The organism is Kitasatospora sp. NPDC059803, assembly GCF_042732255.1.
Classification (GTDB): Bacteria; Actinomycetota; Actinomycetes; order Streptomycetales; family Streptomycetaceae; genus Kitasatospora.
This window is the reverse complement of record NZ_JBHWIJ010000005.1, coordinates 1-4947: the sequence shown is the minus strand read 5'-3', so window position 1 is coordinate 4947 and position 4947 is coordinate 1. Positions and strand designations below refer to the sequence as shown.

Annotated in this window: 2 protein-coding genes and 1 pseudogene; 1 reads left to right on the top strand and 2 read right to left on the bottom strand. The window is 74.4% G+C overall.

Annotation, left to right across the window (positions count from 1 at the left end):
* Positions 1-2385 (bottom strand): annotated as a pseudogene (locus ACFV6I_RS01500) (hypothetical protein); the annotation flags it as partial.
* Between the two features lie 498 nt (positions 2386-2883).
* On the bottom strand, positions 2884-3327 hold the full coding sequence (gene mce / locus ACFV6I_RS01495) for a methylmalonyl-CoA epimerase (protein ID WP_063347782.1): 444 nt from the start codon (positions 3325-3327) through the stop codon (positions 2884-2886).
* A 301-nt stretch (positions 3328-3628) separates the two neighbouring features.
* On the opposite strand from mce, the gene ACFV6I_RS01490 reads away from it, so the two are divergent.
* Entirely contained in the window at positions 3629-4837 is a 1209-nt protein-coding gene (locus ACFV6I_RS01490; protein WP_363371928.1) for an acetyl-CoA C-acetyltransferase, read from the top strand.
* The last annotated feature ends 110 nt before the right edge of the window (positions 4838-4947 follow it).

Sequence of the window (4947 nt, the reverse complement as noted above, 5' to 3'; positions counted from 1 at the left end):
GGTGGTCTCGCGGTCGGCGAGTTCGCGCTGTTCGGCGCTCTCCCGCTCGGCGAGCTCGCGCAGTTCGGTGCTCTCGCGTTCGGCGAGGGCCCGCAGCTCGGTCGCGGTCTGCTCGGCCTGCTCGTGGGCGGCCTGGGCGGCGGCCAGCTGCTCGGCGGTCTCCTCGCGTTCGCGGTGCAGCCCGGCGGCGGCCTCCTCGTGCTCGCGCCGGCTCTCCTCGCGCAGCGCGTTCGCGGCGGCCTCGGCCTCGCTGCGGGTACGGGCGGCCTCGGCGTCGGCCTCGGTGCGGACGCGCTCGGCGTCGGCCACCGCGGCGTCCCGGACGGCGTTCGCCTCGGCCTGCGCATCGGTGCCGAGGGCGGTCGCGGCGGCGTTCGCCTCGGCCCGGACCCGCTGGTCGAACTCGGTCGCGTCCCGGCGGAGTTCGGCGGTCTCGCGCTCGGCGGCGGCGCGGTTCTCGGCGGCCGCGGCCTTGGCGGCGGCGAGGGCGTCCTGGCCCTGCTGCTCGGCGGCGGTGGTGGTCTTCTCGGCCTCGCTACGGGCCCGGGCGAGGGTCTGCTCGGCCCGGCCCTGGGTCTCGGCGGCCTGTTCCTGGGCCTGCGCGCGCAGCCGCTCGATCTCCCCGGCGGCGCCCGCGCGCAGCTCGTCGGCGTCGGCCTTGGCCCTGGTGAGCAGTTCCTCGGCGTTCTTCGCCGACTCCTCGATCTGCACGACGGCCTGGCGGCGGGCCTCGCCGCGCACCCGGTCGGCCTCGGCGGCGGCCTGGGCGCGCAGCTCCTCGGCCTCGGCCCGCAGCCGGGCCGCCTCGTCCTGCATCTGCTCGATCCGCTCGCGGATCGCGGCGGCGTCGTCGAGGGCGGCGTTCTGGGCCTGCTCGACGGCGGCCTGGGCCTGCTCGCGCAGGCGCTGCGCCTCGGCGGCGGCCTCGGTGCGGATCCGCTCGGCCTCGGTGGCGGCCTCGGTGCGGGCGGTCTCGGCGTCCTGGTTGGCCTGGCCGAGCATCTCCTCGGCGGTCTTGGCGGCCTTGGCGAGCTGGACGGTGGCGTCCTTGGCGCCGGTCGCCCGGCCCTCCTCCTCGGCCGCGTGGCGCAGCCGCTGGGCCTCGGCCTCGGCGTGGGCGCGCAGTTCGGCGACGTCCCGGTCGGCCTGGGCGCGCAGTTCGGCGATCGCGGCCTCGGCCTCGGCGCGCAGCTCGCCGGCCACCGATTCGGCGGTGGCCCGCAGCCGTTCGCTCTCCTCGGCGGCGGCGGCCTTGGCGGCCTCCGCCTCGGCCTGCCTGGTGGTGGCCTCGGCGCGGATCGCCTCGGCCTCCTTGGTGGCGTGGGCGACCATCCGGGCGACCTCGGCACGGGCGGTCTGCGAGCGCTGCTCGTTGGCGGCCTCGCCGTCGGCGGCCTTGCGTTCGGCGGCGGCCTCGGCGTCGGCCTGGAGCTGTTCGGCGGCCTGTTCGGCCTGGGCCCGCAGCTCGGCGGACTCGCGGCGGGTGCGTTCGGCCTCGGCGATCGCCTCGGCACGCAGCCGCTCTATCTCGGCCTGGGCGTGGGCGAGCTGCTGCTCGGCCCGGATCTGCTCGGCGGAGGCCTGCTCCTTGAGCCGGCCGATCTCGCCCTTCGCGATGGCGAGCTGCTGCTCGGCGGCGGCGTGCGCGGCGGCCAGCTGCTGCTGGGCCTCGCCGCGGGCGGCGTCCACGTCGGCGGCGGCCTGGGCGCCGGCCTGCTGGGCGTGCTCGGAGGCGGCGCGCAGCAGGCGCTCGGCGTCGCTCTGGGCCCGCTGGATGGCGGCCTCGGCGGCGGCCTGGGCCTCGCCGCGGGCGGCGTCGACGTCGGCGGCGGTCTGGGCGCGGGCCTGGTCGGAGAGCGCGACGGCCTCCGCGCGGGCGGCGGCGACCATGCGCTCGGCCTCGACGCGGGCGTCCTGGAGCAGGCGCTGGGCCTCCTGCTCGGAGCTGGTCCTGGTCTGCTCGGCCCAGCCGTTGACGTGCTGCTCGGCGGTGCGGCGCAGCTCGGTGAGCTCGTCCTCCAGCTGGCGGCGGCGGGCGGTGAGCTCGGCCTCCAGTCGGGCGGTGCGCTCGGCGGCCTCGGCCATGATCCGCTGGGTGGCGGCCTGGGAGTCGCGCAGCTGGCGCTCGGCGTCGGCGCGCAGCTGCTGGGCCTGCATCTCGGCCGTGCGGAGCATCTGCTCGGCCTGGCCGGAGACGGCGTCGAAGGCGCGCGGTTGGGCGAGCATGCGGCGGGATTCGTGCAGCTTGGCCCGGAGCACCTCCACCTGGTAGGCGAGGTCCTCGGCATGCTCGGCTGCCTTGTCCCGCTCCTTTCGAGTCCGACCCATCTCGGCCTCGAACTGGGAGAGGTGATCGTCAACCTCGTAGCGGTCGTTGCCCCGCACTCCGCGGTCCCATCCATCTCCTGGTCGCGTCCTCGACCCGGCCGGTCCAGGGCACCCGTTGTCCGGGTACTGGTCCGACTGGCTCCTTGCATCCGCAGCCGGTGGACGGCCCGCCGGTCAAGCCGGGGCCGCCCGCCGCGGTCGTCGGAGCCCTGGGCGTGGAAGCGCGGTGATGCCGCGTTCCCCCGTCCGGGTGGACTCCTGGGCGAACTCTTGCCTTGTGGAGAATGGTGACAGATCAGTGTTGCGACTGTTCAGCCGTGCCCGCGTTGTGGACTCCCCTGCGACGGGCCGGCCACCGCTGGGTGGACGGGCCTGTCATCGGCCGTGCCCGTCGCCTCCGTCCCCCGGAGCCTTCGCGCACCTGGGCATTGTAGTGGGAGCGCACTGCGGGGGAATGGCCGCGTGGTGGTTTTCCGGCTGTCGGACGAGGTTACTGACGGGTCATGACCGGTGATTCGGGGGTGCCGCCCGGTCGTGGGCGGCACCTGGCGGGGGTCAGTGGGCGTCGTGGGGGCCCGGTTCGGCGGAGGTGACCAGCTCGGTCAGGACGCCGCCGCAGTCCTTGGGGTGCAGGAAGGTGATCCGCGAACCCATCGAGCCGATCCGGGGCTGGTCGTAGAGGACCCGCACGCCCTTGGCCCGGACGGCCTCGGCGTCGCCGTCCACGTCGGCGGTGCCGAAGGCGATGTGGTGCACGCCCTCGCCGTTCTTCTCCAGCCACTTGGCGACGGTCGAGTCGGGCCGGGTGGGCTCCAGCAGCTGGAGGTAGGAGGCGCCGCCGTCGCCGGTGTCGTTGATCTTGAGCATGGCCTCGCGGACGCCCTGCTCCTCGTTGACCTCGGTGTGGAACACCTCGAAGCCGTAGGTGGCGCGGTAGAACTCGACCGTCTTGTCGAGGTCGCGGCAGGCGATGCCGATGTGGTCGATACGGGTCAGCACGGCGACCTCCGGGGGCGGGTTGGGTACCTCGGGAACCAGGTGGCACCAGTGCAGCGCATCGCTGCTGACCGGCGCCAGCGCCGGACGTGCGAGTCTGCTCACACGCCGGGGGTTGCCCCGGGCCGCACGCCGGGGGCTCACCCGGGGCGGGCGCCGGGGTTCACCCGGGCCGCGTTGACACGGTGTTGACTGGAAGGTGCCAGTGCGCTCGATCACACCGTCGCTCCGGTGACGGGCGGGTAACAGGTCAGTACATTGAGCGCATCCTCACCTGGCCACGACGTGCGAAGGGGCTCGTCCCATGACCAACACCACCTCTGTGATCGTTGCCGGTGCGCGGACCCCGATGGGTCGCCTGCTCGGTTCCCTCAAGGGCTTCTCCGGTGCCGACCTCGGCGGCTTCGCGATCAAGGCCGCGCTGGAGCGGGCCGGCATCACGGGTGAGCAGGTCCAGTACGTGATCATGGGCCAGGTGCTGCAGGCCGGCGCCGGCCAGATCCCGGCCCGCCAGGCCGCCGTCCGGGCCGGCATCCCGATGAGCGTCCCGGCGCTCACCATCAACAAGGTCTGCCTCTCCGGCCTGGACGCCATCGCGCTGGCCGACCAGCTGATCCGGGCCGGCGAGTTCGACGTCGTGGTGGCCGGCGGCCAGGAGTCGATGACCAACGCCCCGCACCTGCTGCCGAAGTCCCGCGAGGGCTACAAGTACGGCGCGATCGGGATGCTCGACTCGATGGCCCACGACGGCCTCACCGACGCCTACGAGAACATCCCGATGGGCGAGTCCACCGAGAAGCACAACACCCGGCTGGGCATCGCCCGCGAGGTGCAGGACGAGATCGCCGCGGCCTCCCACCAGCGGGCCGCCAAGGCGCAGGCCGACGGCGTCTTCGACGCCGAGATCACCCCGGTCCCGATCCCGCAGCGCAAGGGCGAGCCGGTGCTGTTCGGCCAGGACGAGGGCATCCGCGCGGACACCACCGTCGAGGGCCTGGCCAAGCTGCGTCCGGCGTTCGCCAAGGACGGCACGATCACGGCCGGCACCTCCTCGCAGATCTCCGACGGCGCCGCCGCGGTGGTCGTGATGAGCAAGGCCAAGGCCGAGGAGCTGGGCCTGAGCTGGATCGCCGAGATCGGCGCGCACGGCAACGTGGCGGGCCCGGACAACTCGCTGCAGTCGCAGCCGTCCAACGCGATCAGGCACGCGCTGGCCAAGGAGGGCCTGGAGGTCTCCGACCTCGACCTGATCGAGATCAACGAGGCGTTCGCGGCCGTCGCCCACCAGTCGACCAAGGACCTGGGCGTCTCCTCGGACATCGTCAACGTCAACGGCGGCGCGATCGCGCTCGGCCACCCGATCGGGATGTCCGGCGCCCGCGTGGTGCTGCACCTGGCGCTGGAGCTCCAGCGGCGCGGCGGCGGGGTCGGCGCGGCCGCGCTGTGCGGCGGCGGCGGCCAGGGCGATGCCCTGATCGTGCGCGTCCCCAAGGACGCCAGCCCGAAGGCCTGATCAGCTGACATTCCAACGCGGCGGCGGCCGCCCACGGGCCCGCCCCCACCCCCCAAAGCCACCCCGCCAGGAGAACCCCCAGATAGATGTAGCCCAACGCGGGGTACCAG